We start from the raw sequence: 25,711 nt of genomic DNA on the forward strand, positions 1-25,711 counted from the left end.
ATCAGGGGGTCAGCGAAATGGTCACTCCTGGCACCCACCAGGCGGCGAAGCGAGAGCCTCCGGAACCGATGCCGCCAGCGTTGCCTCGGCGCGCGCGGCGGCGTTGGTGTCGATCGCGCACAACGCGTTGTCGTCCAGCTGGTGGTCCGTGACCATTCGCAGGGCCAGGACCTCGATCGGATCGAGCCGCGATGGCCCGTAGGTCCCGGCCAGGTCGAGCAGCCGTGCGCCGCCGCTGTCCCGTACGTTGCGCAAGCTTGTCCGGGCTGCCGTCAGCACCGCCTCCACGTCGGAACAGTCGGCAGTCTCGTCCGGGCACGGCTCTTGCCCAGCCGGCTCCGGAGGGGTGCCTGCGATGCTGCAGAACAGTATGGGCAACTGTGCTCGGCGGGCGGCGTCCAACCACGGGGCCAAGGGCTGCCCACCGGCCTCGACCAGGCAGACAGTCACTCCGCGCCGCCGGGACTGCACGTCATCGCGCGCCCGCGCGATGGCCCACTGAAAGCTGTTCGCGAACGCTGGTTCCCCGACGGTCGACACGATCGCGTCGGAGGGGCCGAGTGCGGCGAGCAAACCGGCGGCGACAGCTTCCTCACCGGCGTGGAAGTGCACCGGGAAGTCGCCCGAGATGCTGCCCGGGGAAGCGGCGTGGTGCTCGGTGAGGTGCCGGACGAGCAGCATCCGGTGCAGTAGATCGGTTCGCTGCACCGCGGGAGCGGGATGAGGCTGGAACGGATGTTCCTGTGTCATGACCTCACCCTGTTCCGTCCGGGCCCGCTCACGCAGAGGCTTTGGTCCCCTCCCTCCCGGGTTTTACGGGTCCTTCACACCGAGGGCTCATCCTGCCTTCACGTCACCAGTGCCGCCATCGCGGCTCCGGGCTGGGACGCCGGGCTGATCATGGCGGCACGCGATGGACGTGCCCCGGCCGGGCCGTCAGGGTGAGTCGATCGTGATCACCTCGGCTGCGTCGCGGCGGGGGACTGCGGGGAGCAGGGGCCTCGACACCGAGTAGCCGAGCCGGACGGCGAGGAAGGGAACGCCGAGATCGGACAGCATTCCGCGCAACAGGTGCCGGGGCCAGGTCACCTCGACGGCCTCGCTGAGTGGGGCGGTGGCGAGGCCCTCCGCGGTGGCCAGCAGGAGCAGCGCGGAGACGGCTTCGCCGCCTCGGAGCAGGTCGAGGGGCTGGTCGTCGGTGCCGAAGACGATGACGTACGCCGCGCCTTTGTCGTCGCCGTCCCCGGTGGTCAGGCCCGCGGTCGCGCCCTCGGGGGTGAAGTCGCGGACCGGGACCCGCCGGGCGTCCGGCTGGACCATGGATGCGGGCGGTACGCCGTCGCTGCGCCAGATCGGGCGGCTCGTCCAGCGGTCGAGTTCCGCCTGATAGGCCGGGTCCTCGTGCTCGGCGTGGGCGGCGCGCTCGGTCGACACGGCCAGCATCGGGATCTGGTCCGCCGGGACGACGTGCAGGTAGGCGCCCTCGAACTCGACGAATCGGCGCAGGCGGGTGAGCATTTCCTCGGATACGACCCGGTCACCGAACGCACGCCTGTCGGTACGGCGGCGGTGGATCGCGGCGGCCATCCGCTGGGCCTCAGGGTCGGCCGGGATCTCGGTGCCCAGGCGGATGCGGGCGAGGAGGTCCGGCTGGTCCGGGTCGGGGAATCTTTCGACGGTGACGGCGAATCCGGTCGCGGCCAGCGCGGTGCGGGCGTGGTGCAGGGCGATGCCGCAGCTGATCAGGAGCAGCCGGCCGTCGGCGTCGACGGTGCTGAGGTGCCGGCTGCGGTCCACGGAGAGTTCCAGGGTTTCACCGGCGATGTGCCAGGTCCACGGCTGGGTGTTGAACACCGACGGTGCCCGCAGCGATGCCTGCGCGGCGGCGGTGAGGACAGCGGTCGTCTCACCGCTGGTCAGTCGCCTGGAGGAGACGTTCATGGTGGAGACCTCATTTCTCGTCGTCCTCCACGGTGCCCGTTCCGGCCCTGACCGGGCAGGGCCGAAAGTCCCGCTCCGGCCAGGAAAGGTCTCAGGTCCCGTCCGGTGGGGCTGGACGGCCCGGTCTTTTCCGCGCGGTGGGGGCGATGGTGAGGGTGCCTCACCCCCATCGTCAGGAGCTTGTTATGACCGATCAGCAGTACGACCGGCGCATCGTCGTCGGAGTGGACAGCTCATCCGGCTCGAAGGCGGCGCTGCGCTGGGCACTGGCCCAGGCCGCACTGTCCGGCTCAACGGTCGAGGCCGTCGCGGCGTGGCAGAGCCCGGCCATGACCACTTACGCGTACGGATGGTCGCCGGCCGAGTTCGACGACAGCAGCGTCCGCACCCTCACCGAGAAGGCGCTGGCGGAAACGGTCGCCGAGACGGTTAACCCGCAGGACCAGGTCGTCGAGGTCACGACCACCGTGGTCCAGGGGCTCGCATCGCAGGTGCTGCCGGCCGTCGCCGCGGGGGCGCGACTGCTGGTGGTCGGCAATCGTGGGCATGGTGCCTTCGCGGGGATGTTGCTGGGGTCGGTCAGCCAGCATTGCGTACACCATGCGCCCTGCCCTGTTGTTGTCGTTCCGGAATAGGCGCGACGGATGAGGACGGACGGGCGCCTGCTCGGCGCCGGGCTGGTGGGACTCGGCGCGATCCGGACGCTTCCGCCGCCACCACCCTCGGGTCAGTCCTGGTCGCTACCGCGCTGGCAGCCGTCACCGGCTACGTCTACCGGCCGCTCTTCTCGCGGGCCAGGTCTCGATTCAGCCTGCGGTGAGCTCATCGGCTTCGATGCGTTCCTTGCGGACCTGGCCGGTGACGACGTGTTCGTCGGTGTGGACGACCTTGGTCAGGCGGACGCGTTGCACGGGGACGATCTCGGTGGTGATCACCGGGCGTTCCTCGTGCAGGACGATCTCGAAGACCGTGCCGCCGTCGGGGCTGCCGTAGACCTCGTCGGCTCCGAAGACGTCGGGGTCGTGGACCAGCCCGCGGGCCGCCGTGGGGATCGTCTCCTGCTCGAGGCGGAGTTCCTCACGGCGTACCTGGACGGTGATCTGCACGTCCTCGGTTATCACGTATTTACGCAGCCGGGCCCGCCCGGTCTCGTAGACCTCGGTTCCCGCGACGAGTCGTTCCTCGGAGCGGGTCATCGCCTCCCCGGTGTCCGGGGATAGGTTGCTGTCCACGTTCTTCTCCTTCGGCGGCGTGGTCATGCCCGGTGCCCGGCGTACCGGCGGCACCGGGCATGAGTGGGGAGTGCGGTCAGCGCCGGGTGTTGCCCTCGGGGCCGTCGAACTCGATCTGCTCCTTGCGGACCTCGCCGGTGACGCTCTCCTCGTCGCGGATGGTCTCCTTGCCGAGGCGGACCCGTTCGACGGGTACGGTCTCGGTGTCGACGACCGGACGCTCGGCGCGCAGGGTCACCTCGTGCTCGGCCTCGGTGATCTCGGCGCCGTCAAAGGCGTCTCCGGCGTCGGTGATCGGCTCGCGCTCGAGGCGTACTTCCTCGCGCGAGACCGGGACGCGGACCTGCTGCTGCTCGGTGACCACGTATTTGCGCAGTCGTGCCTTGCCGGCCTCTTCGGTGCGGGTGCCGGCGACCAGGCGCTCCTCGGAGCGGGTCATGGCGTCGTCGTCGTTGTCGCGGGTGTTCTGGCGGCCGGTGGCCGTGCTGTCATAGGTCGCGCCGGTCCGGGAGCTGCCGCCTGCGGAGCCGAGGCCGTAGTAGGAGTAGAGCTCGCTCTCCTCGCTGCGTGACATGGGGCCGTCGGCGTCGATCCGCGGGGCGTCCTTGACCTGGTCCTTGCCGTAGTCGACGGTGACCCGGTCGTCGGCGACGTTCGCGTTCTTCAGCGGGATGAAGGTCTCCTTGGTGCCGAACAGGCCGGTCTTGACCGTGACCCACTCGGGATCGCCGCTCTGGGCGCCGAGGTAGACCTGGCCGACCGAGCCGATCTTGTCGCCGTCGGTGCCGTACACGTCGGAGCCGGTGAGCCGGGCAATGTCATTCTGCGTGATCACGGGGGAGTCCTTCCAAGAGGGATCGCACACGGTCGCCAAGGGTCACAAATGGTGATTTTCTTCGACCCTGACGCCGTGGAGATGCCCGCCCGTTTAGGTCATAAACAACCTTGACCCCGCAGTTAATTTACCCACCCGGAATGTTTATTTCCCTTCCGTCAGGCGAGGGGGCCGGCGCCGCCGTGGCAGCAGCAGCGCGACCCGGTCGAGCAGCGCCTCCAAGGCTTCCTCGAAGTCCTGGGCGGCGACGTCGATGGACAGGTGCGGCTCGAGGCGCTGCAGGATCGGGTAACCGCTCAGGTCCTCGATCGGGGAGACGTCGGGTTCCTCGACGGGCCCGGTCTCGACCCCGTGGGAGGACACCTCGAGCAGCAGGTGGCCGAGCAGGAAGCTGCTGAACGCGCGGTAGACGGCGGCGGCGTTCTCATCGGAGAAGCCGGCCTCGGTCATCACCTCGAGCAGGGACTCGATCCAGCGCAGGCTGCGCAGCGGCGGCCGCACCCAGGGCGCGGCCGGTGGACGCGTGGCCACCAGGGGAAACACCTCGGGATGGGCGAGGGCGATGCGGCGCAGGCCGTGCGCCAGGCGCTGCAGGTAGTCGACCCAGCCGGCGTGGGCCTCCAGGTGCACGTCGGGATCGCCGAACAGCTCGTCGACCACGGTCTCGACGACCCCGTCCAGCAGCGCCTCACGACCGGGGACGTAGCGGTACAGCGCCATGCCCTCGACGCCGAGGTAGGCCCCGAGGCGCTGCATCGTCAGCATCCGCAGGCCGTTCTCGTCGATGTACCGCACCGCCGCGCCGAGGATGCGCCGCTGATCCAGCCCGCCACGCCCGGAACCGGGACCCCCGGCGGGGAGGGCGGCGGCGGCCTTGCCGCGCGCCTGCGGGGTGTCGGGGTCTGCCATCGCGCCTCCCGGGCGGCCTGTCGCGTCACCTACCGCACAAGCCTCCCATAGATCATCCTCAGGCAGGGTTCATGACCATTCGGTCACGGCAGGAAAAGGCAATACGAGCGCATATGTGTACGCGTTTAGCGCGTAAACAAGATCCAAAAATCGTGTGAGGGAAGGAGGCTGCAACCGCCCCTACTGGTCTGTTCCGGCGTCAGCCCGGATCGTCTGCCGGCTCACCCGGGCGGTTGGCGATCCGATGGCCAGGTCCAGTGACGTTGCCCTTGAGCACCCAGGCCCCGAGGCCGGCGGTCGTCACCCGGGGTGCGGTCGTGGGTTCCATCAAGCTGTCTCCGGTAGCGCGTGCAGGGGGTCGTGGCCCGGTCGTGGTTTCGGCTCAGGCCGGACGGGCCATGCGGGACTGGGTGTCGAGGCCGGCGACGAGCAGGGTGATGCCCAGGTCGAAGGCTTGCGGCCCGCTCGGGGGGCCGGCGGGATCGTCGCGGTCGAGGGAGTGGGCGCCGGCTACCGCGCCGAGGCTGTCGGCTTGGAGGCGTTGTTGCTGGTGGAAGGCGTGGCCGACGAGGAAGAGGACCATGGTTTCCGCGGCGAGGCCGGTGGTCTGCTGGTCGAAGCCGCCGCCACTGATCGCCCGGGCGAGGCGGTGGGCGAGGCCGTCGGCGCCGAGGCCGAGGGCGAGGGTGCTGGAGACGACTTCGGCGCCGTCCTTGTAGGCCAGGAGCGCGTCGTGCAGTGCTGCCGCCTCGTGACGCACCCGGTCGCGCCAGTCGCCGGTGGCGGTGTCGGCGGGGCGGGCGCTGGCGATTATCTGGTCGGAGACGGCCGCCAGGAGGGCCTGCTTGTTGGGGAAGTGCCAGTAGAGCGCGCTGGGCTGCACGCCGAGGGTGGTGGCCAGGTGCCGCATCGTGAGGTCGGGCAGGCCCTGCTCGTCGAGGATCCGCAGGGCGGCGGCCAGCACGTCCTCGCGGCTGTTGCGGGCGTACCCGGCGCTTGAAGGTCTCGGCACGTCGTCACTATAGTGACGGCATCGTCCTGAACGGTGTTCAGGTGAACGGCGTTCAGGAGGGGTGCTGGTGGAGCGGTTCGAGACGCGGGATGTGGCAAGGATCGTGGTCTTCGCGGCGATCATGGCTGTCCTGGGGTTACCGGGTGCGGTCACGTTGTTCGGTGGCGCGGTGCCCATCACCCTGCAGTCGATGGGCGCCATGCTGGCCGGGGCCGTGCTGGGGCCGTGGCGCGGTGCCACCTCGATCATTGTCTTTCTCGTGCTGACGTTCGCGGGCCTGCCGTTGTTGTCGGGCGGGCGCGGCGGGGCCGGGGTGTTCGTCGGCCCGTCGGCGGGTTACCTGGCCGGCTGGGTTCTCGGGGCGTTCGTCGTGGGCGTCATCGTGCGGTTCCGCGGCCGGCCTCCGGTGTGGTGGCGGACGGCGCTGGGCTGCCTTGTCGGTGGAATGGCCGTCGTGTACGCGATCGGCGTCCCGGTCCAGGCCGCTGTCACGCATCTCCCGCTGGGCAAGACCGTGCTGTCCGCGCTGGTGTTCGTGCCGGGGGATCTGCTCAAAGTGGTGTTCGCGACGATCGTCACGATGGCGCTGTGGCGGGCGTACCCGCGGGCTTTCGAGCTGAAGTGACCGCGGCATTGATCTGCGGCGATGGCGAGCTGACCGGGAGCGAGCTGGCTCGCCGGATCGCCGCGACGGATCCGGGCGTCGACGTGCCCGGCCGGGTGGTGCCCATTGTGGACTCCGACCGGGTCGCCGCGCTGATCCGTGCGCTCGCCGTCCGCGATGCTGGTGGCGTGCCGCTGATCGGCGACGACCGCTGGAACCCCGCGTACTGGGCGGAGTTGCGCGATCGGGTGAGGGCTGCGGCACCGGTGCCCGAGATGGCGTGGGCCACGTTCACCTCGGGCAGTTCGGGCGCGCCGCGGACGGTTCTGCGTACCGAAGAATCCTGGTCCGAATCGTTTGCAGCCGTGACCCGGCTGACCGGTCTCACCGCCGCGGACGTCGTCTACCTGCCGGCGCCGCTGGTCTCCTCGATGACCGTCTTCTCCGTCGCCCACGCCCGGCACCTCGGCGCCACCGTCCTGCTGCCGCGCACCCACACCGTTTCGGCTGCGGACCTCAGCGTTGCCACGGTGCTGCACGGTACGCCGTACGCGCTCCGCGACGTGCTCGAACGGATCGAAGGCGGGGCGGCCCACCGGCTACGGGTGGCCCTGATCGGCGGCGCCCGGCTCGATCCCGACCTCCTTGCGCGGGCCGGAACCGCCGGGATCCGGGTGGTCAGTTACTACGGAGCCGCCGAACTGTCCTTCGTGGCAGTGGACGCGGACGGGCACGGATTGCGCCCGTTCGACGGGGTTGAGCTGCGCGTCGACGTAAACTCGGTGCTGTGGGTGCGATCCTCGTACGTGGCCGGCGGTTATCTGGCCGGCGGCTATCTGGCCGGCACCGGCGGCCCGTTGCGGCGTGACGCGGACGGCTGGGCGACGGTCGGTGACCTGGCCGCCGAGACCGGGGCCGGGCGGTTGCGCCTGCTCGGGCGTGACGACGGCGCGATCCTGACGGCAGGGGCGACGGTCATCCCCGAGGACGTCGAGGCGATTCTGCCGCGCGTCGAGGGCATCGCCGACGCGGTGGTGTTCGCGTTCCCGCACGCCCGCACGGGAGATCTGCTCGCCGCGGTCATCGAGCTCGAACCGGGACATCGGCCCCCGTCGGCCGGGGAGTTGAGGGCCAGGACGGAAACCCTCCTGACGGGTACGCATCGGCCGCGCCTGTGGTTCTTCACCGACCGGCTCACGCGTACGCCCACCGGGAAGCCGGCCCGTGAACAGATCCGCCGTGACGCTCTGGAGGGCCGGGTGTCCCGCATTGTCTGAGTACCCCGTCGTCGTGGCGGCACGGCGCACCCCGATCGCCGCGTCCGGTGGCGCTCTCGCCGGCCTCGGCGCGGCCGAACTCGCCGTCCCGGTCGTGCGGGCCTGCGTCGAGGATGCCTCCCGGGCGACAGGCTCGTCCGGTCCGGTCGGGGACGTGGTGCTGGGCAACTGCATGGGCCCGGGTGGCAACCTCGCCCGGGTCGCCGCGCTGGGAGCGGGGCTGGGGTACGCCGTGCCGGGGATGACCGTCGACCGGCAGTGCGGCAGCGGCCTGGCCGCGATCATCAGCGCCGCGGAGGCGATCCGCGCCGGCGACACCCGGTTGCGCGTGGCCGGCGGCGTGGAGAGCTGCTCCACCGCACCCACCCGGGCGATCGACGGCGTGGTCTACCGCCGGGCACCGTTCACGCCCGCGGGACATCCCGACCCCGACATGGTCCGCGCCGCCCAGGATCTCGCCGTCCACGACGGGATCAGCCGCGACCAACAGGACTCGTACGCCGCCCGCAGCCACCGCCTGGCATTGCGTGCCCAGGAGTCCGGCGAGTACGACGCTGAACTCGTACCCCTCAACGGTTTCACCACCGACACCAACCCGCGTCGGCGGCTGCCCGCGATGCTGAAGCGTTTCCCGGTGCTGTTCCCGGACGGCGGCACGCTCACGGCCGGCAACTCGTGCCGCGACAGCGACGGCGCAGCGGCCGTCGCCATCGTCGCGCAGGGCATGCGGGGGAGCGCACCGGGTCTCGCCGTGCGCGCCACCGTGACCGTGGGCTGCGATCCGGCGCTGCCCGGCCTCGGCGCAGCCGTCGCGGTGCGCAACCTGTTGGCACGTAATGGAATCAGCCTCGCGGACATCGCCGCGATCGAGATCGTGGAGGCGTTCGCCGCGCAGACCCTGGCATCACTCACCAGGCTGGGCCTCGCGGACGGCGACGACATCGACGACCGGGTGTGCGCGGGCGGCGGCGCACTCGCCCTGGGTCACCCGTGGGGTGCGAGCGCGGCCGTGATTGTGGTGCGGCTGTTCACCCGGCTGGTACGCGCGGGCGCACCGGCCGGCACTCTGGGCCTCGCCACCGCAGCGGTCGGCGGGGGACTCGGTGTGGCAGCCCTGTTCGAGGTCGTCCGCTGATGAGCGATCACGTCATCGGGTTCGAGCACGTCTCGGTGCGTTTTGCCCGGCACACCGCGCTGCGGGACGTTTCGGTGCGACTGGAGCAGCGGCGGATCGCGGTCATCGGGTCCAACGGTTCCGGGAAGTCGACTTTCGCCCGTACGCTCAACGGTCTGATCGTCGCCTCTGAGGGCGAGATCCGCGTCCACGGCATCGATCCGGCCCGCGAGCCCAAGCAGGTGCGGCAGCGGGTCGGTTTCATCTTCAGCAACCCGGACACCCAGATCATCATGCCGACCGTCGCCGAGGACGTCGCCTTCTCCCTGCGCCGGCGCGGGCTGCCCCGTGCGGAGATCCGCGACCGGGTCACCGCGGCGCTGAACGACTTCGGCCTCGCCGCGGAGGCCGACTCCCCGGTGCACGAGCTGTCGAGCGGCCAGAAACAGCTGCTGGCCCTGTGCGCGGTGCTCATCGGCGAGCCGGGCCTGGTCGTCGCCGACGAGCCCACCGCATACCTGGATGCCGCCAACAGCCGCCGGATCGCGGGTTTCCTGCTCGACCGGATGCCGCAGCAGCTGGTCCTGATCACCCATGATCTACGGCTCGCCGCGCGCTGTGACATCGCGCTGCGATTCGAGGGCGGCCGGCTGTCCGATCAGGGCGAACCCGGACCGGTCATCGCGCGGTACGAGGAAGACCAGGAACAGCCATGATCTCGCTCTACCGTCCCGGGACCAGTCTGCTGCACCGCATGCCCGCCGGGCCGAAGCTGGTCGTCGTGGCGGGCCTGGCAACGGCGATCTCCCTGCTTCCGGCGAACCCGCTGCTGCTGGCCGCTGTTCTCGTGGCTGTTGCCGGCTGCTACTTGCTGGCCGGCACCGGGATTGCCGAGGCCGGCCGGCAACTGTGGCGGCTGCGCTGGGTGCTGCTCGTCGTGTCGCTGAGCCAGGTGTTCTTCCTGCCCGTGCTCGCCGTAGCCGCCAACGTCATCCGGGTCGGCGCGGTGGTGCTGGTGGCAAACCTGATCACTCTGACCACTCGTACGGACAGGCTCATCGACGCCTTGGAACGCGCCCTGCGTCCACTGCGCAAACTCGGCGTCAACTCGGACCGGGTGGCCCTCATGTTGTCGATGACGATCACCACCATCCCCGTCATCGCCGGCTTCGCCGCCCGGATCCGCGAGGCCCAGCGCGCCCGGGGCGTGACGGTCTCCCCGTTCGCGGCCGTCGTACCCCTGCTCGTCATGGCCCTCAAGCACGCCGACGACCTGGCCGACGCCCTGGTCGCCCGTGGCGCCGACTGACCGCCCGCCGGGCAGCATCAGCCGGATCCCGCGGCCGGCCCGGGCTTCACCGGGCCGGCCGACCGACGTGGACGGTCAGGACGCCCGGCAGGTGGGCGTTGCCGACGGCCCGCTGCCGGTGCCCTGGAAGCCGAACTCGGTGGAGCCGCCGGCCGGGATCTGGCCGTTGTAGGACACGTTGGCGAAGCCCACCGTCCCGCTCGTCCCGGTGCTGGTGGCGTTCCACGCGTTCGTCACCGCGCCACCGGCCGGCAGGTTCACCGTGACCGCCCAGCCGTTCACCGCCGCGGATCCGGCGGTGACCTTCACGGTCGCGGTGTAGCCGCCGCTCCACGAGTTCAGCGTCACCGATGCGCTGCAGGCGCCCGCTGAAGGCGGGGTGGTCGGGCTCGAGGTGGGCGGTGAGGTCGGGCCGGACGTGGGCGGAACGGTCGGGCCACCGGCGTTGAGGGCGTTCAGGACCGAGGTGTACGCGGCCTTCTTGTTACCGGAGTTGTCGAACAGCAGCGGGTTCTCACCCGTACGCCATGAATCGCTGTCCCGGATGCCCCACACCGTGATGCCGGTGCAGCGCGTGACCGCCATGCAGGCCCTGGTGACGCTGCTGTAGATGGAGGCTTGGTTGCCGCCCTGGGCGACGTCGAGCTCGGTGATCTGCACGTCGACGCCCAGATCGGCGAAGCGCTGCAGGTTGGCCTGGTAGTCGCCGGGGATGCCGGTGCCCAGGTGGGACTGGAAGCCGACGCAGTCGATGGGGACGCCGCGGGACTTGAAGTCGCGGACCATGGTGTAGACGCCGGTGGATTTCGCGTTGACGCCGTCGGTGTTGTAGTCGTTGTAGCAGAGTTTGGCGTTCGGGTCGGCCGTGTGCGCGGCCCGGAACGCTGCCTCGATCCAGTCGTTGCCGGTGCGCTGCAGGTTGGAGTCGCGGCGGCCACCGCCACCGCCGTCGGCGAACGCCTCGTTGACGACGTCCCAGGCGTAGATCTTGCCCTTGTAGTGGGTGGCGACCTGGGTCACGTGGTTGATCGCCGCGCTGCGCAGGGCACTCCCGGACAGCGACTGGGCCCAGGACGGTTGCTGGGCGTGCCAGAGCAGGGCGTGGCCGCGTACCTTGGAGCCGTTCGAGAGGCCCTGGTTGAGGATGCGGTCGCCGTTGGTGTACGTGAACCGGCCCTGCGACGGCTCGGTGGCGTCCCACTTCATCTCGTTCTCGGGGGTGACCGCGTTGAACTCGCGGGTGAGGATGCCGGTGTAGGTCGAGTCGCCGAGTTTGCCGGCGGCGATGGCCGCACCGAAGTAGCGCCCGCTCTGCGCGGCGGAGGCGCCCAGCGTGCTGGCCGCTTCGGCGGTGCCGGCGACGGCGACGCTCGCGGCCAGGACGACAGCCGCACCCGCTGCCGAGAGCAGCAGGGAGCGCCGGCGTCGGAGGATCGATCTGGGGTTCATCACGGAAGCCTTTCCGAGGGGACTTTTCTGGGCATGGTTGCTCCAGCAGAAGGGGGAGGGGAATTCCGGCGCGGTATTCGCGTGCGGCGTCGGCGTGATCTGAACGGTGAAGTCGCTGTGGGCCGATCTTTATGGGAGCGCTTCCATCCAGGATCACCTATATTGCCAGAGTGTTACGGCTGGCATCAAGTGCTGTCGCGATGATTTGTTGAACTCGGCTTTGAGCTGGGAGAACTTCGCTTCGTGACAAATGGGTGCCGGTCATCGGCGTTCGCTCCGAGCCGTGCGTAACACAAATCGAAGCAGCGTCTCCTGAATTATTTCCGGTACTGGTGGGCAGAATGTCGCACGGTCTGCGGAGGGTATTTGAAAGCCGATCTTCTGCCGTTTCGATCCCAGGGGTGGCCAGCTATTGTTTCGGGCTTGTGGCTATAGGATCTCCACTTATCGATCGACCACCATCGGATGGCACGGAGGCCTGGATGTCGGTATATGGCGGCAGAGCCGGGGGCCGTGCCCACCAGGGAGGCGCAGGACGGCACGACGCCGTAACAGAAAACGGCCCGGAGCTGACCGATCTGGTGACTGCCGCCCGGGACGGCGACCGGCGTGCCGCCGAGGAGTTGATCACGGCCCATCTTCCGCTGCTCTACCGGATCGTCGGCCGGGCGCTGGACGGGCACGCCGACGTCGACGACGTCGTCCAGGAGACGGTTCTGCGAGCCCATCGTGATCTGACGACGCTCCGCTCGGCGGAAAGTTTCCGATCCTGGCTGGTGGCCATCGCCACCCACCAGATCAGCAGCCGGCTCCGGTCATGGCAGCAGGAGCGCGGCCGGTCGGCAACCCTCGACGACGCAGCGGAGATTCCCGATCCGGATGCGGAGTTCGCCGACGTCACCCTGCTGCGGCTGAACCTTTCCGAACAGCGTAAACAGGTCGTGGAGGCCGCCCGCTGGCTGGATCCCGACGACCGCGAGCTGGCCGCGCTGTGGTGGCGCGAGGTGGCCGGCGACCTCACCCGGGCGGAACTGGTCGCCGCGACGGGAGTCGGCGCGGCGCATGCCCGCGTCCGCATCCAGCGCATGCGCGGCCAACTGGAGCTGAGCCGTTTCCTGGTCGCCGCTCTCGACGCCGAACCACGCTGCCAGGACCTGGACGCGCTCACCGACGGATGGAACGGCGCGCCCGGCCCGAGATGGCGTAAACGCTTCGCCCGTCACCTGCGCACCTGCGACGTGTGCGGTGGGGCTCGGGCCGGATTCGTACCGTTGGAGCGTCTGGTGCTCGGCGCCTCCCTGGTGCCGCTCCCGTCCACCGCCGGCGCACTCGCCGCGGCAGGCGCGCTCGGAGGAGGCGCCGCTGCCGGGGCCGCAGCCTCCGGGACGGGGACCTCGCTGGGTGCCGGCGCCGCAGGCTGGCTGGGGCAGGCCCTCGGGGTGAAGGCGGTGGCCGCCGTCCTGGCGGGGCTGACCGTATCCGGCGGCGCCTATCTCGTTCTTTCCGACCGGCCCGCGCCCGAGGCCGGCGCCGTCGCGCCGCTGCGAACGTCCTCCGCTGCCGAGCTCCCGAGGACCGAGCCTGCCGCACCCACGCGGCAATCCACGCCCACGCCCTCAGCCGCTGCCCCGGCGGTGCGGGCCTCACCCAGCACGACCGTTCTCGTCCCGCCCGGGCCCGTGGTGATCCGGCCGGCCGGTCAGCCGGGCGCGGCGGTGACGCTGAGCGGCGACTACCTGGTCACGGCGGCCGGAGCTTCCGGAGAAGTCGTGACCGCCGGCCCGGGAATCGCCGATCGGTCCTGTGTCTCGTTCCGCGACACCGGCGGCCGGTACCTCAGGCATGCCTCCTTCCGGATCATGCTGAGCGCGGAGGAGGACCGGGAACTGTTCCGCATGGACGCCACCTTCTGCCCCCAGAAGGGTGCCGCCGCCGGCACGGTCCGGTTCAGATCGTTCAACTACCCGGACCGGTTCATCCGGGTGGTCGCGGGACAACTGCGGCTCGATCCGGCGGAGACCACCGCTGCGTACGTCGCGGCATCTACCTTCACCGTGAGCAGTCGATAGTGCGTCCGGGCAAAATGCTCAGTTCCTGCTGCGTACAGGCAACGCCGTGATACAAAGATCCGCCCATGAACGAGCCGATGGCAGGGGAACGGTGTCCCGGAGCGCGCTGATCGTCTGTGAGAGCCTGGTGCGGATCTATCAGACCGGCTCGATCGAGGTGCAGGCATTGCAGGGCCTCGACCTGGTCGTGGACAGCGGCGAGATGGTCGCCGTGGTGGGTGCGTCCGGGTCCGGTAAGTCGACGCTGCTGTCGATCCTGGCCGGGATCGACGCACCGACCGCAGGCAAGGCCCGGGTCGAGGAGTGGGATCTGCTGGCCATGTCCCGCGCGGACCGGGTCCGGTACCGGCGGCACATGGTCGGGTTCGTGCGTCAGCAGACCTCGAGCAACCTCGTGCCGTACCTGACCTCCCGGCAGGTTATCGACCTGCCCATGGTGGCCGCCCGCAGACCGGTGAAGGAACGCCGTGAACGCGCGGACGAACTGCTCGCGGCGCTGGGGGTCACCGACTGCGCGGACCGCAAGCCCGGCCAGATGTCCGGCGGCCAGCAGCAGCGGGTCGCGATCGCGGTCGCGCTGGCGAACGAACCGCGGGTGCTGTTCGCCGACGAGCCGACCGGTGAGCTGGACACCGCCACCTCGACCGAGGTCTTCGGGGCGCTCCGGGAGGTCAACCGGCAGTTCGGCGTGACCGTCGTCATCGTCACCCATGATCAGGCGGTGAGCGGCCAGGTCGAGCGGACCGTGGCGATCCGCGACGGCCGGACCAGCAGTGAGGTGCTGCGGCGCACGGCCACGAACGAGGACGGGGACACCCACGTGATCGCCGAGGAGTACGCGGTGATGGACCGGGCGGGCCGGGTGCAGATACCGCGTGAGTACAGGGAGACCCTCGAGCTGTCGAACCGGGTGCGGCTCGCTCTGGAGACCGGGCACGTCGAGATCCACCCCGACAGGTCCGGCCGGTGATCGCGCCGCTGGTTACCGTACGGGGCATCAGCCGGACCTTCGGCGCCGGACCGACCGCCGTGCATGCCCTGCGTGATGTCTCCTTCGACGTCGAGGCGGGGCGCATGGTGGCGCTCGTGGGTCGTTCGGGCTCGGGTAAGACCACGCTGCTCAACGTGATCGGCGGACTGGACCGCCCGGACGCCGGAAGTGTGCTGATCGACGGCGAGGAGATCACCGGCCTGGACGAGGACGGCCTGTCCCAGCTGCGGCGCGACAAGGTGTCGTACGTGTTCCAGACCTTCGGCCTGATCCCGGTGCTGTCCGCGGCGGAGAACGTCGGCGCGCCGCTGCGGCTGGCCCGCACCCCGGCCGCCGAGCGTGAGCAACGGGTACGGCTGCTGCTCGACCTGGTCGGGCTCGCCGAGCACGCCGAGCAGCGCCCCGGTGAGCTCTCCGGCGGGCAGCAGCAGCGGGTGGCGATCGCCCGTGCCCTGGCGGCCTCGCCCCGGCTGCTGATCGCCGACGAGCCGACAGGGCAACTCGACGCGGACACCGGCCGATCGGTGATGGCGCTGCTGCGCGGTGTGGTCGAGTCTGAAGGCGTGACCGTGCTGGTGTCCACGCACGACCCGGTGATGATGGCGCTCGCGGATCGGGTGGTCCGGATCGGCGACGGGCGTCTCGAGCAATGATCGCCCTGGTACGCCGCAGGGCTCGCGCACAATGGCCGGTCCTGGCCGCCCTGCTCGCCGTGGTGACGCTCGGCGCGACGCTGCTCGGGGTGTGCGCGCTGCTCGTGGCCCGTAGCGCCGACGTCGCGCTGGGGGTGGCGGCGAACCGGACCGCTCCGGAGCAGACGACCGTGACGGCGTACACGTCATCCGTCGGCGGGCCGGACGCGGCGGCGGTCGTCGACGCCACCCGTGACGTGCTGACCTCAGCGCTGGCGCCGTTCCCCGCGCGGACTGCGGCTCGCGCTTCCTCCGTCCTGCGGCCGTTACCCGGGCGCGACGACGACGCGAGGACATACCTTTCCGGCGTCGAGGACCTCCCGGACCGGGCCGCGCTGACCTCGGGCCGCTGGCCCGGAGCCGCCGGGGAAGCGGTGCTTCTCGAGCCGACCGCCAAGCTGCTGCGCCTGCGCGTCGGCAGCATCGTCCACCTGGCCGCGAAGCCACCGGAGAATCCCGCTCCCGCGGTGGACCTGACCGTTGTCGGCATCGCCCGGCCGCTGCCCAACGCCGGATGGGACCGCGACCTGCTCGCCGGCACCGGCTACCAGGCGGACTTCAACGACGGCAGCACCATGCGGAGGTTCCCGACGTACGGGCCGTTCCTCGTCGGCCTCGACGGCCTCGTCACGGGCGGCTCCTCGCTGAGCCGCATGGAGGTGGTCGCCCGACCCGACCTTTCCGGCGCCACACCGGCCACGCTGGCCACGGTGGCCGCCGGGGTGCGCGACGCCGATCCGCGGCTGACCGGCACGCTCGGCGACCGGGCCAGGCTGACCCGGGTCGCCTCGGAACTTCCGGATGCCCTGCGCGCCCAGCAGCACCAGCAGGACGTCACCGAAGCGGCCGTGCTCGCGGTCGCGGTGCTCGGGACCGTTCTGACCGCGGTCGCCCTCGCCCTCGCGGGACGCCTGACCGCCGGACTGCGCGCGGCGGAGACGTCGCTGCTGTCAGCGATGGGCACCAGCCAGGCTCAGCGCGTGGCCATGGCGATCGTGGAGGCGGGTGCGATCGCGCTCGTGGCGGCGGCGCTGGCCGTACCGTTGTCGGCACTGGTCCACAGCGGCCTCAGCCACCTTCCGCCTATGGCGGGTGCGGGGCTGACCACCGGCCCGGAGCTGGCGGGTGCGCAGCTGCTCGTGGTGGCGGCCGGTGCCTTGACCCTGACTGTCGTCCTGGTGCTCCTCGCGATCCGCACCGAAGCCCCGCACGGTGACCGGGGACGACGGGAGGCTCTTGCCCGTTCCGGGGCAGACCTGCTCCTGGTCGCCTTCGCCGCGCTCGGCTGGTGGCAGCTGCACGCCCGCGGCACCGGCACCGGCCTGCTGGAGGTGCTCGCCCCCGCGCTCCTGCTGATCGCCGGTGCCGCGCTGGCTCTGCGCCTGGTCCCGCCCGCGCTGCGGGTCGCCGACCGGCTCGCCCGCCGCTCCGACGCGCTGCCGTTGCCCCTCGCCGCGTTCGAGGCGGCACGCCGCCCCCAGGCCGCCGCGGCCGGGCTGCTGATCTGCCTGGCGACGGCCACCGCCACGTTCGGGGTGTCGTTCGACAGCACCTGGCACCGGTCCCAGCGCGACCAGGCGGCCCTGGCCGTCGGCACCGACCTGGCGGTCGCGCTCGCACGCCCGCCGGTCGCCGGGCAGGGCGCCGCGATCACCGCCGCCACCGGCGCGGCCGTCGTCAGCCCCGCCGCGGACCGGGGCCTGGCCGTCGGCCAATGGCTCGGCGACGGCACACCGCCCCGGCTGGTCGCCGCGGACACCACCCACGCGAACGAGCTGTTCCGCGGCAGACTGCCCGGGAAGCGGGACTGGACGCAGGTGACCCGCGGTCTCGCCCCCGACGGACCGGTCCAGGGCGTGCCCCTGCAAGCGGGCAGCACGTTCTCGGTGGCAGCGACGGGAGCCGGTGACATCCCGCTGACCACGACCCCGGCCCTGCTCCTGCAGGATTCCTCCGGTCTGCGGACCACCTGCACGACCGCGTCCGTCCCCCTCGACGGGACCCGGCATCCGATCACCGGATGCGTGCCGGTGGCCGGGATGCAACTCATCGCGGTGGCGCTGCCGGTCGAGACCGCGCCCGGTTACTTCTCGCCGGGTAACACCGTTGCTGTAACCGCCGATCTCCGCCTTGCCGCGCCCGTCGGTGACCTGAGCTCCTGGACCGTCACGTCGGCCCTGCCGGACGCGGGGCAACTGCTGCAACCGGCCCTGGCCGCCACCGGCAGCACCGTCCGGATGACCGCCAGGGTGCAGATCGGCGGCGACTCGAACGCGACGCCGACCCTGCTCGCGACGGCGTTCCGGGCGCCACGGACGGTGCCGGTGATCCTTTCCCAGGCCCTGGCCGACGGCATCGGGGTGACGACGGGCGCGAAGCTGGACGTCCTGGTCGGAAACACCGGCGTACCCGTCGAGGTAGCCGGCGTCGTGCCGGGCGTTCCCTCCGCACCCGGCGACGCCGCCGTCCTGGCCGACCTCGACACGCTCACCAGGGTTCTGGCCGCGCACGGCGATCTGCAGAGCCCGGTCGACGCCTGGTGGGCCGGAGCACCGCAGAGGACAGACATCGCCGCGCTGCACCTGGGCACCGTCACCACCCGTGACGGCGAGAGCGCGCGGCTCACCGCCGGTCCGCTCAACGCCGGGCTCCCCGCGGTGCTGCGCCTGCTGGTCCCGGCCGCGGTGCTGCTGCTGTTCGCCGGAATGCTGCTGCACGTCACCCACGACCTGCGGGACCGGGCCGTCGAGGTGGCACGCCTGCGTGGTCTGGGCCTGACCGGCAGGCAGATCCGCACCGTTCTGCTGGGCCAGCACGCGTTCGTCCTGATCCCGCTGCTGTGCGCGGGTGCACTGGTCGGCGCGCTGGCCACGTGGATCGTCACGCCGCTGATGGTGCGTTCGGAGACCGGTGCCCCACCCGTGCCCGGGGTCGTTCCGGTCTGGCCCTGGGCCACGGAGGGTCTCCTGATCCTCGTGCTCCTGGCCGGCTGCTCGGCTGCTGTCGGGGTGGTCGCCGCCGTCCAGGCCCGGCGAGCCGGTGCCGCGCAGCTGCGGGTGGCGTCATGATCCGGCGTCTGCTCCCCGCGGTGCACTGGCCCAGCGTCCGGGGCCGAGCCCGGGCCGACGCGGGTCCGCTCACGCTGGCCGCTGTGGTGGTCGCGGCCGTCACGGTGCTGGCCGGTTCCGTGCCGGTGCTGCTGACCAAGACCGCGGACCAGGCCGTCCGGCAGGCGGTACGGACGGCCGGTGAGCAGGCTGACGTTCAGGTCCGCTCCGACTGGGAGTACGACGACGGCGTCAGCGGTGGCCGGGTCCGCGACCCGCGCTCCGCCGAGGAACTCGACAGCCTGCGTGACCGGGCCCTCGATCAGCTCGGCCCGCTGCGCGATCAGCTGGCCCCGCCGATCGAGTTCGCCGGCGGTCCGTACCTGAAGATCCTCGGGGGCAGCGAGCCACGTAGTTTCCGGCTCGCCTACGTCGCGGGCACCTCGGAACCGGCGGTCACCTGGATCTCCGGTGCCGCGCCCCGATCCTCCGCCGAGCAGCCGGACAGCGAGGTGCCGTACACGGGAGACCCGTGGCCGGTGCAGGCCGGAATCTCCGAGACCGCCGCGGCGCGGCTGGGGATCGGACCGGGTGACCGGCTGCAGACCGAGGACGTGGACGGCAACCCGTGCGACGTACGGGTGAGCGGCGTGTTCCGCCCGGTGGACCGTGACGACCTCGCGTGGCAGGTCGCTCCGTGGCTGCTCGACCCGCAGCCCGGTGCGGACGGGCCGGGCATCACCCGGTTCGGGGGGCTGCTCGTCGCGGAGTCGCTGCCCGACGCGCGCCTCGCGTTCGACATCGACGATGTGAGCCTTACCGTCCGGTTCCGCCCCGACGCCTCGGTGCTGACCCTCGACTCCGCCGAGCGGCTCGCGGCGGCTGTGCTGACACTCAAGGCGACGTCCGGGTCCTCCGCCGGACGCGGTGGAGCAGCGCAGTGGACGACCCAGCTCGACCGGGTGCTGCGTGATGTGCGAGAGCGGGTCGACGCGGCGCAAGCACAGGCATCGGTGCTGCTCAGCGCGGTGTTGCTGGTCACCGTTCTGATTCTGCTGCTGGCCGCGCAGCTGCTGGCCGGGAGGCGGGCCGCGGCCCTGACCGTGGCCCGGCAGCGCGGTACATCGATCGTCGCGCTCGGCACCGAGCTGCTGCTCGAATCGGTGGTGCTGACCGTCGCCGCGACGGTGGTGGGTGCGCTCATCGCGTGGGCGGTCGCCGGGGGTGTCGCGTGGGGATGGTTGCTGCCCGCCGGAGTGAGCGCGGTGCTGGCCGGGCCCGGCTTCGGGATGGTCACGGCGTACCGGGCCACCCGGGACAAGCGCAGCCCGGCCAACCGCAGCGCCCGGCGGTGGGCCGAGCGGACAGGGGCGCTGCGCAGACTGACCGCGGAGCTGGCCGTGGCCGCGGCAGCGGCGATCGCCGTGACGGTACTGCACCAGCGCGGCGCCTCGCCGTCGGCCGGGGGAACGGTGCTGCTTCCGGCCTCCGCACCGGCCCTGGGGGCACTGACCGGTGCGTTACTGCTGCTGCGACTGCTACCAGTGACGACCGGGCTGGCCCTGCGGCAGGCCCTGAAGTCGACGAGGCCCCTGGCCGTCTTCGGTGCAGCGCGGGCGGCGTTCGCGGCGAGGCGTGTCCTGCCGGTGCTGGCGCTGGTCTCCTCGGCCGCGCTGGCGACCTTCGCGCTCACCCTGAGCGGCACCGTCGGCGCGGGGCTCGCCGACGGTGCCTGGCGCAGCGTCGGCGCGGATGCCCGGATCGACCTTCCGGACCAGCCGGCCATGACCACCGCCGCCCTCATCGAGCGGGTCGCCGCCGCTCCCGGTGTCCGGCACGCGGTCGCCGCCGAGGTCACCACCGCCACCCCGGTGGTCGTCGGAGGCGCTTCCCGGCAGGTCCGGCTGATCGTGGTCGACAGTGCCGCCTATCGCGTTCTGCTCGCCGGCTCCGCGCGGCCGCCGCTGCCCGCACTGCCCGCCACCGCCGGCCCGGTCCCGGTGCTGGTGCATTCCTCGGAGGGCACGCTGCGGGCCGGGGACACCATGGATCTGAAGGCGGAAGGCGCACCCGCGGTCACGCTCACCGCGGTCGCCACGACCGACGCGATCGGTGACACCGGCGACGTGGTGCTGGCCGATGCGGCGACGCTGACCGCGGCCGGTGTCCCGATGGTCCCGAACACGATCTGGGTCACCGGGCCCGGCGCCGCCGCCGCGGCGGAGACCACCGCCGGCGCGAACGTCGTCGCCCGCACCGACGTGCTGCGGGAACGCCGGGACGCACCGCTGGTCGCCGGGCTGATCCGGCTCGCCTGGGCATCGGCGTTCACGCTGCTCGCGCTCGGGCTGCTGGGCTTCGCGCTCGACGCGGCGGCCGGGGCACCGGAACGCTGGCAGACCCTGAGCAGGCTGCGGACGCTCGGCCTGCGTACCCGTGAGGCCCGCCGGGTCGCCGCCGGGGAGCTGCTGCCGCTCGCCCTGGTCGCTGCCCTGGGCGGGCCGGTGCTGGGCGTCCTGCTCGCCGTCCTCACGCTCGGGCCGCTCGGGCTGCGCCTGTTCACCGGCCAGCCCGGCGACCCGGCTCTGCTCCTGCCCTGGGCCGGCGTGGTGGTCGTCGCCGCCGCGTTCCTGGTCATGGTGGTGGCTGTGGTGCGGGTCGAGGCCGCCGTCCGCCGCCGCAACCGCCTCAGCGAGGTCCTCCGCGTCGGCGGCGCCTGACCCGGGGTGAAGCTGCCGGACGACGCGGCCGTCACCGTCATGGTGGCCCGCACCGATTCAACGCCTATTTGAGCATGTCGACGCCATAAGCGTTGACGACGGCGCTCGCCCTAATGGGCACGCTCGCGTAGTTCAGGATGAGCGTAAACCGTAGCGGAAAAAACTGTTACAACGCGCGTCCTCACGCAGCCCCTGTCCGCTGCAATGCAGCTCAAGGCTGGACATCGATAAACCTCCACAGATGAATGACCGGCTACGTTGTGCAAGTGGGAGCGCTCCCGTAACATCCGTGATATTCGTTGTTAACGCTCACTGTTGTTCGAAGTAAGTGGTTTGATCTCCCCTCAGTCGCGCGATTCAATACCTTTTTGCATTGACGTCGATCGTTGCCATGGCCTCGATGGGCGACGAGGAAGGAGAACTGTCCATGTCAGGGAGAAGACGTCGGCTCTTCGCGGCCGTGCTCGGTGCGATGATCGCAGCGGCCGGCATCACCGTTCCGGCGGAGATCGCCGCCGCCGAGTCCAACGGCGGCGTGCGGGTCATGCCGCTGGGTGATTCCATCACCGAGGGCACCCAGGTGCCCGGCGGCTACCGCATCGGGCTGTGGCAGCGCATGGCCGCCGCGGGCTACCGCGTGGACCTGGTCGGCACCCAGTTCAACGGCCCGGCCGCGCTCGGCGACCACGACCACGAGGGCCACCCCGGCTGGCGGATCGACCAGATCGACGCCAACGTCACCGGCTGGCTGGCCGGTGCTGCTCCACGCACCGTGCTGCTGCACATCGGCACCAACGACATCCTGCAGAACTACAACGTCGCCGGCGCACCGGCCCGGCTGTCCACCCTCATCGACCACATCACCACCGCGGCGCCTTCGGCCGACGTGTTCGTGGCGACGATCATCCCGCTGGCGTCGGCCGGCCAGGAGGCCGCGGCCCGCACGTTCAATGCCGCGGTGCCCGGCATCGTGCAGAGCAAGGCCGCCGCGGGGAAGCGGGTCCACCTCGTCGACATGCACGCCGCGCTCACCACGGGCGATCTGATCGACGGCGTGCATCCCACTTCCGGCGGCTACGACAAGATGGCCGCCACCTGGTATTCGGCTCTGCGCTCGGTGTCCGGCTCGATCGGCGACCCCGGCACCGGCGGCGCCGGCGGCACGCTCGTCGGCTCGGCCTCCGGCCGTTGCCTGGACGTGCCGGGCAGCAATACCGCCAACGGCACGCAGCCGGTCATCTGGGACTGCTCCGGCGGCGCGAACCAGCGCTGGACAGCCACCGGCCAGACACTGCAGGCCCTGGGCAAGTGCCTGGACTCACCGACCGGTGCCACCGCGGGCTCGAAGGTGCAGCTGTGGGACTGCAGCGGCGCCGCCAACCAGCAGTGGAACCTCAACGCCAACGGCACCATCAGCAACGCGCAGTCCGGGCTGTGCCTCGACGTGAGCGGCAGGGCCACCGCCAACGGCACCCCGGTCATCCTCTGGACCTGCGGCACGGCAACCAACCAAATCTGGACGAGGCGATGAGTCATGAGACGTCTGAGAACCGCACTCCTGACCGGGCTGCTGCTGGCGGCCGGCACTGTGACAGCCGGTTTCGCACCCGCGGCGCAGGCACTGGACAACGGCGTGGGCCGCACCCCGCCGATGGGCTGGAACTCGTGGAACACGTTCGGCTGCAACATCAGCGAGTCACTGATCCGGCAGATGGCCGATTCCATGGTCAGCACGGGAATGCGGGATGCCGGCTACCAGTACGTAGTGGTCGATGACTGCTGGTTCAACCCCAACCGGGACTCGGCCGGCAATCTGCAGGGCGATCCGACACGGTTCCCCAGCGGCATGAAGGCGCTCGGCGACTACCTGCACGGCAAGGGCCTGAAGTTCGGCCTGTACGAGGCGCCGCTGGACAAGACGTGCGCGCAGTACTTCAACTCGTACCCGGGCGCCACCGGCAGCCAGGGTCATGAGGCGCAGGACGCGCGCCAGTTCGCCGCATGGGGAGTCGACTACCTGAAGTACGACTGGTGCTCGCCCACCGGCACCATCAACGACCAGGTCTCCACGTTCGCGAAGATGCGCGACGCGCTGGCTGCCACCGGCCGGCCGATCCTCTACAGCATCAACTCCAACAGCGTGCACGCCAAGACCGGCCCGCAGCGCAACTGGGGCGACGTGGCGAACATCTGGCGGACCACCGAGGACATCCAGCTCTCCTGGGACACCGGCCAGACCAACGGGTACCCGATGGGCGTCAAGAACATCGTCGACGTCAACGTCCCGCTCGCCGGGTACGCGAGGCCGGGCGGCTTCAACGACCCGGACATGATGGAGGTCGGTCGCGGCACGCTCAGCGACGCCGAGCAGCGGTCCCACTTCGCGCTGTGGGCGGTGATGGCGTCCCCGCTGATCGCCGGCAACGACATCCGCTCCATGAGCTCCGCCACCCAGACGATCCTGAAGAACACCCGGCTGATCGCGATCAACCAGGACACCCTGGGCCTGCAGGCGAGCTCGATCGTGGCCGATGGCAACCAGCGGGTGCTCGCCAAGCGCCTGGCCAACGACGACGTCGCGGTAGCGCTGTTCAACCAGTCGGGCTCCACCCGGACGATCTCCACCACGGCCGCGGCGATCGGCAAGAGCGGCTCGTCGTTCACCCTCGTCGACGCCTGGACCGGCGCCACCACGACAACCAGCGGCACGATCTCCGCGAGCGTTCCCTCGCACGCCACGGTCGTCTACCGGGTGAGCGGCGGCAGCACCGGCAACCCACCCACCCCGTCAACGACAACCCTGGTCAGCGCGTCATCCGGACGCTGTCTGGACGTGCCCAACAGCGCCACCACCAACGGTACGCAGCCGGTCATCTGGGACTGCAACGGCGCCACCAACCAGCGGTGGGCCGTGTCCGGGCAGACCCTGCAGGCGCTGGGCAAGTGCCTGGACGCCCCGATCGGCGCCACGGCCGGCGCGAAGGTGCAGCTCTGGGACTGCAACGGCGCCACCAATCAGCAGTGGACGTTCGGCACCGACGGCACCGTACGCGGCACCGCGTCCGGCCTCTGTCTCGACGTCGACCACAACCTGACCGCCAACGGCACCCTCACCCTGCTGTGGACCTGCTCCGCAGCCGCCAACCAGCGCTGGACACGATCATGAACGGATCACGCATCACCAACCTCCGCGCTGTGCTCGCGGCTGCCCTGCTGGCCCTGATCGCCGCATCCGTGCTGCTGGCCGCCGGGCCCGCACAGGCCGCGGCTCTGACCCGGGTGACCGGCTTCGGCAGCAATCCGACAAACCTCAACATGTACGTCTACGTGCCCAACAACGTGGCACCGAAGCCGGCCCTGCTGCTCCTCGTGCACTACTGCAGCGGCTCGGCCGCCGGGATCTTCAACGGCAACGGCCACGACTACGTGACCGCGGCCGACCGCTACGGATACGTCATCGTCCTGCCGGAAGCCACCCGCAGCGGCAGCTGTTTCGACGTATCCAGCCCGCAGGCGCTGCGTCGTGACGGCGGCAGCGATTCCACCGGGATCATGTCCATGGTCGCCTGGGCCCGGTCGCACTACAACGTTGATCCGGCGAGGATCGTGGTCAGCGGCTTCTCCTCGGGCGCCATGATGACCAACGTGCTCGCCGCGCAGTATCCGGACGTGTTCTCCGCGGCGTCGGCGTTCTCCGGCGTGCCGGCCGGCTGTTTCGCCACCACCGACGGATCGCTGTGGAACAGCACCTGCTCCGGCGGGCGCCTGATGAAGACCGCCGACCAGTGGGCGAGCCAGGCCCGGGCGATGTACCCGGGTTACACCGGCGCCTACCCGCGAATCCAGCTCTGGCACGGCGACACCGACACCACCCTCGCTTATCCGAACTTCGGCGAGGAGATCAAGCAGTGGACGGCACTGCACGGGCTGAGCCAGACGCCCGCGTTCACCGATCATCCCCAGCAGTCCTGGACGCGTGCCCGTTACGGCGACACCGGGACCCGGGCGACGGTCGAGGGCGTCAGCATCGCCGGTGTCGGGCACGCCCTGCCGCAGACCGGGCAGCTGGCGTACGCGATCTCCTTCCTGGGCCTGGACAGCACCACCACCCCACCGTCGTCCCCGCCGTCGTCGACGCCGCCGTCGACCTCGCCGTCCACCGGCACTCCCGGCTCGGGCTCCTGCCGGGTCGCCGCCACGGTCAATGCCTGGAACAACGGGCTGACCGAGAGCATCACGATCACCAACACCGGGGGTGCCGCCGTCAACGGCTGGTCGCTGGCCTTCACCCTGCCCGCCGGACAGACGATCACCTCCGGCTGGAACGCCACCTACGCGCCCCTCTCCGGAGCGGTGACCGCGACGAACGTGTCCTACAACGCCACCATCCCGGCGAACGGGTCGGTCGACCTCGGGTTCCAGGCCGGCCAGACCGGCACCACGGGTACGCCCACCGCGTTCTCCCTCAACGGCACCCTCTGCACCCGATGACTCCCCAAGGAGGAGATCT

At 71.0% G+C, this 25,711-nt stretch carries 21 protein-coding genes; 14 read left to right on the forward strand and 7 right to left on the reverse strand.

Features of this window, described 5'->3' with window-relative positions; genetic code table 11:
- Positions 1-21: 21 nt before the first annotated feature.
- Together Ahu01nite_RS30010 and Ahu01nite_RS30015 are read right to left on the reverse strand one after the other, a co-directional pair.
- Positions 22-750, reverse strand: coding sequence for a hypothetical protein (locus Ahu01nite_RS30010; RefSeq protein WP_203840031.1), 729 nt, complete (start codon positions 748-750; stop codon positions 22-24).
- A 186-nt stretch (positions 751-936) separates the two neighbouring features.
- The gene (locus Ahu01nite_RS30015) at positions 937-1,941 is read right to left on the reverse strand and encodes an Acg family FMN-binding oxidoreductase (protein ID WP_203840032.1); all 1,005 of its coding nucleotides are present in this window, start codon (positions 1,939-1,941) and stop codon (positions 937-939) included.
- A gap of 185 nt (positions 1,942-2,126) precedes the next feature.
- Here Ahu01nite_RS30015 and Ahu01nite_RS30020 point away from each other — a divergent pair, with 185 nt between their 5' ends.
- Positions 2,127-2,576, forward strand: coding sequence for a universal stress protein (locus tag Ahu01nite_RS30020; RefSeq protein WP_203840033.1), 450 nt, complete (start codon positions 2,127-2,129; stop codon positions 2,574-2,576).
- A gap of 171 nt (positions 2,577-2,747) precedes the next feature.
- Here Ahu01nite_RS30020 and Ahu01nite_RS30025 read toward each other — a convergent pair whose 3' ends face one another.
- The 4 genes from Ahu01nite_RS30025 to Ahu01nite_RS30040 all read right to left on the reverse strand — a co-directional run bounded on the left by Ahu01nite_RS30025 (position 2,748) and on the right by Ahu01nite_RS30040 (position 5,929).
- Positions 2,748-3,173: a YsnF/AvaK domain-containing protein gene (locus Ahu01nite_RS30025; RefSeq protein WP_203840034.1), complete on the reverse strand. Its 426-nt coding sequence runs from the start codon at positions 3,171-3,173 to the stop codon at positions 2,748-2,750.
- A 76-nt stretch (positions 3,174-3,249) separates the two neighbouring features.
- Positions 3,250-4,008, reverse strand: coding sequence for a DUF2382 domain-containing protein (locus Ahu01nite_RS30030; RefSeq protein ID WP_203840035.1), 759 nt, complete (start codon positions 4,006-4,008; stop codon positions 3,250-3,252).
- Positions 4,009-4,152: 144 nt separating this feature from the next.
- Positions 4,153-4,917, reverse strand: coding sequence for a TetR/AcrR family transcriptional regulator (locus Ahu01nite_RS30035; RefSeq protein WP_239159248.1), 765 nt, complete (start codon positions 4,915-4,917; stop codon positions 4,153-4,155).
- A 382-nt stretch (positions 4,918-5,299) separates the two neighbouring features.
- Entirely contained in the window at positions 5,300-5,929 is a 630-nt protein-coding gene (locus Ahu01nite_RS30040) for a TetR family transcriptional regulator (protein ID WP_203840036.1), read from the reverse strand.
- A gap of 67 nt (positions 5,930-5,996) precedes the next feature.
- Here Ahu01nite_RS30040 and Ahu01nite_RS30045 point away from each other — a divergent pair, with 67 nt between their 5' ends.
- The 5 genes from Ahu01nite_RS30045 to Ahu01nite_RS30065 are packed head-to-tail and all read left to right on the forward strand — an operon-like array spanning position 5,997 to position 10,233.
- Complete coding sequence (locus tag Ahu01nite_RS30045; protein WP_203840037.1) at positions 5,997-6,554, forward strand: biotin transporter BioY; 558 nt, start codon at positions 5,997-5,999, stop codon at positions 6,552-6,554.
- On the forward strand, positions 6,551-7,810 hold the full coding sequence (locus Ahu01nite_RS30050) for a class I adenylate-forming enzyme family protein (protein WP_203840038.1): 1,260 nt from the start codon (positions 6,551-6,553) through the stop codon (positions 7,808-7,810). The genes Ahu01nite_RS30045 and Ahu01nite_RS30050 overlap by 4 nt, the downstream gene beginning before the upstream one ends.
- The gene (locus Ahu01nite_RS30055) at positions 7,803-8,945 is read left to right on the forward strand and encodes a thiolase family protein (protein ID WP_203840039.1); all 1,143 of its coding nucleotides are present in this window, start codon (positions 7,803-7,805) and stop codon (positions 8,943-8,945) included. Before Ahu01nite_RS30050 ends, Ahu01nite_RS30055 begins: the two co-directional genes overlap by 8 nt.
- Entirely contained in the window at positions 8,945-9,640 is a 696-nt protein-coding gene (locus tag Ahu01nite_RS30060; protein ID WP_203840040.1) for an energy-coupling factor ABC transporter ATP-binding protein, read from the forward strand. The genes Ahu01nite_RS30055 and Ahu01nite_RS30060 overlap by 1 nt, the downstream gene beginning before the upstream one ends.
- The gene (locus Ahu01nite_RS30065) at positions 9,637-10,233 is read left to right on the forward strand and encodes an energy-coupling factor transporter transmembrane component T family protein (protein ID WP_203840041.1); all 597 of its coding nucleotides are present in this window, start codon (positions 9,637-9,639) and stop codon (positions 10,231-10,233) included. Before Ahu01nite_RS30060 ends, Ahu01nite_RS30065 begins: the two co-directional genes overlap by 4 nt.
- 75 nt (positions 10,234-10,308) lie before the next feature.
- On the opposite strand, the gene Ahu01nite_RS30070 is transcribed toward Ahu01nite_RS30065, so the two are convergent.
- Positions 10,309-11,682 carry a glycoside hydrolase family 10 protein gene (locus Ahu01nite_RS30070; protein WP_203840042.1) on the reverse strand — a complete coding sequence of 458 codons (1,374 nt, stop codon included), beginning with the start codon at positions 11,680-11,682 and terminating at the stop codon, positions 10,309-10,311.
- Between the two features lie 482 nt (positions 11,683-12,164).
- On the opposite strand from Ahu01nite_RS30070, the gene Ahu01nite_RS30075 reads away from it, so the two are divergent.
- The 8 genes from Ahu01nite_RS30075 to Ahu01nite_RS30110 all read left to right on the forward strand — a co-directional run bounded on the left by Ahu01nite_RS30075 (position 12,165) and on the right by Ahu01nite_RS30110 (position 25,692).
- The gene (locus Ahu01nite_RS30075) at positions 12,165-13,751 is read left to right on the forward strand and encodes a sigma-70 family RNA polymerase sigma factor (protein ID WP_203840043.1); all 1,587 of its coding nucleotides are present in this window, start codon (positions 12,165-12,167) and stop codon (positions 13,749-13,751) included.
- A gap of 91 nt (positions 13,752-13,842) precedes the next feature.
- Positions 13,843-14,721, forward strand: coding sequence for an ABC transporter ATP-binding protein (locus Ahu01nite_RS30080; RefSeq protein ID WP_203840044.1), 879 nt, complete (start codon positions 13,843-13,845; stop codon positions 14,719-14,721).
- Positions 14,718-15,395, forward strand: coding sequence for an ABC transporter ATP-binding protein (locus tag Ahu01nite_RS30085; protein WP_203840045.1), 678 nt, complete (start codon positions 14,718-14,720; stop codon positions 15,393-15,395). The genes Ahu01nite_RS30080 and Ahu01nite_RS30085 overlap by 4 nt, the downstream gene beginning before the upstream one ends.
- Positions 15,392-18,502: an FtsX-like permease family protein gene (locus Ahu01nite_RS30090; RefSeq protein WP_203840046.1), complete on the forward strand. Its 3,111-nt coding sequence runs from the start codon at positions 15,392-15,394 to the stop codon at positions 18,500-18,502. The genes Ahu01nite_RS30085 and Ahu01nite_RS30090 overlap by 4 nt, the downstream gene beginning before the upstream one ends.
- Positions 18,499-21,201, forward strand: a complete 2,703-nt coding sequence (locus Ahu01nite_RS30095; RefSeq protein ID WP_203840047.1) for an FtsX-like permease family protein — start codon at positions 18,499-18,501, stop codon at positions 21,199-21,201. Before Ahu01nite_RS30090 ends, Ahu01nite_RS30095 begins: the two co-directional genes overlap by 4 nt.
- 373 nt (positions 21,202-21,574) lie before the next feature.
- Entirely contained in the window at positions 21,575-22,732 is a 1,158-nt protein-coding gene (locus Ahu01nite_RS30100) for a ricin-type beta-trefoil lectin domain protein (protein ID WP_438874843.1), read from the forward strand.
- A gap of 3 nt (positions 22,733-22,735) precedes the next feature.
- On the forward strand, positions 22,736-24,367 hold the full coding sequence (locus Ahu01nite_RS30105) for a glycoside hydrolase family 27 protein (protein WP_203840048.1): 1,632 nt from the start codon (positions 22,736-22,738) through the stop codon (positions 24,365-24,367).
- On the forward strand, positions 24,364-25,692 hold the full coding sequence (locus tag Ahu01nite_RS30110; RefSeq protein ID WP_203840049.1) for an extracellular catalytic domain type 1 short-chain-length polyhydroxyalkanoate depolymerase: 1,329 nt from the start codon (positions 24,364-24,366) through the stop codon (positions 25,690-25,692). Before Ahu01nite_RS30105 ends, Ahu01nite_RS30110 begins: the two co-directional genes overlap by 4 nt.
- Positions 25,693-25,711: the final 19 nt, after the last annotated feature.

The organism is Winogradskya humida (assembly GCF_016862215.1).
GTDB lineage: Bacteria > Actinomycetota > Actinomycetes > Mycobacteriales > Micromonosporaceae > Actinoplanes > Actinoplanes humidus.